Source organism: Pantoea sp. SIMBA_079 (assembly GCF_046940275.1).
GTDB classification, from domain to species: Bacteria; Pseudomonadota; Gammaproteobacteria; order Enterobacterales; family Enterobacteriaceae; genus Pantoea; species Pantoea borealis.
Window position 1 is genome coordinate 1 of the sequence record NZ_JAWRYR010000177.1, and the last position, 288, is coordinate 288.

Sequence of the window (288 nt, forward strand, 5' to 3'; positions counted from 1 at the left end):
CCTGGTGGCGAGTGGCGAACGGGTGAGTAATACATCGGAACATGTCCTGTAGTGGGGGATAGCCCGGCGAAAGCCGGATTAATACCGCATACGATCTACGGATGAAAGCGGGGGACCTTCGGGCCTCGCGCTATAGGGTTGGCCGATGGCTGATTAGCTAGTTGGTGGGGTAAAGGCCTACCAAGGCGACGATCAGTAGCTGGTCTGAGAGGACGACCAGCCACACTGGGACTGAGACACGGCCCAGACTCCTACGGGAGGCAGCAGTGGGGAATTTTGGACAATGGG

At 58.3% G+C, this 288-nt stretch carries 1 rRNA gene; it reads left to right on the forward strand.

Annotated elements, in window-relative coordinates:
* A 16S ribosomal RNA gene (locus SB719_RS19605) occupies positions 1-288 on the forward strand; the annotation flags it as partial.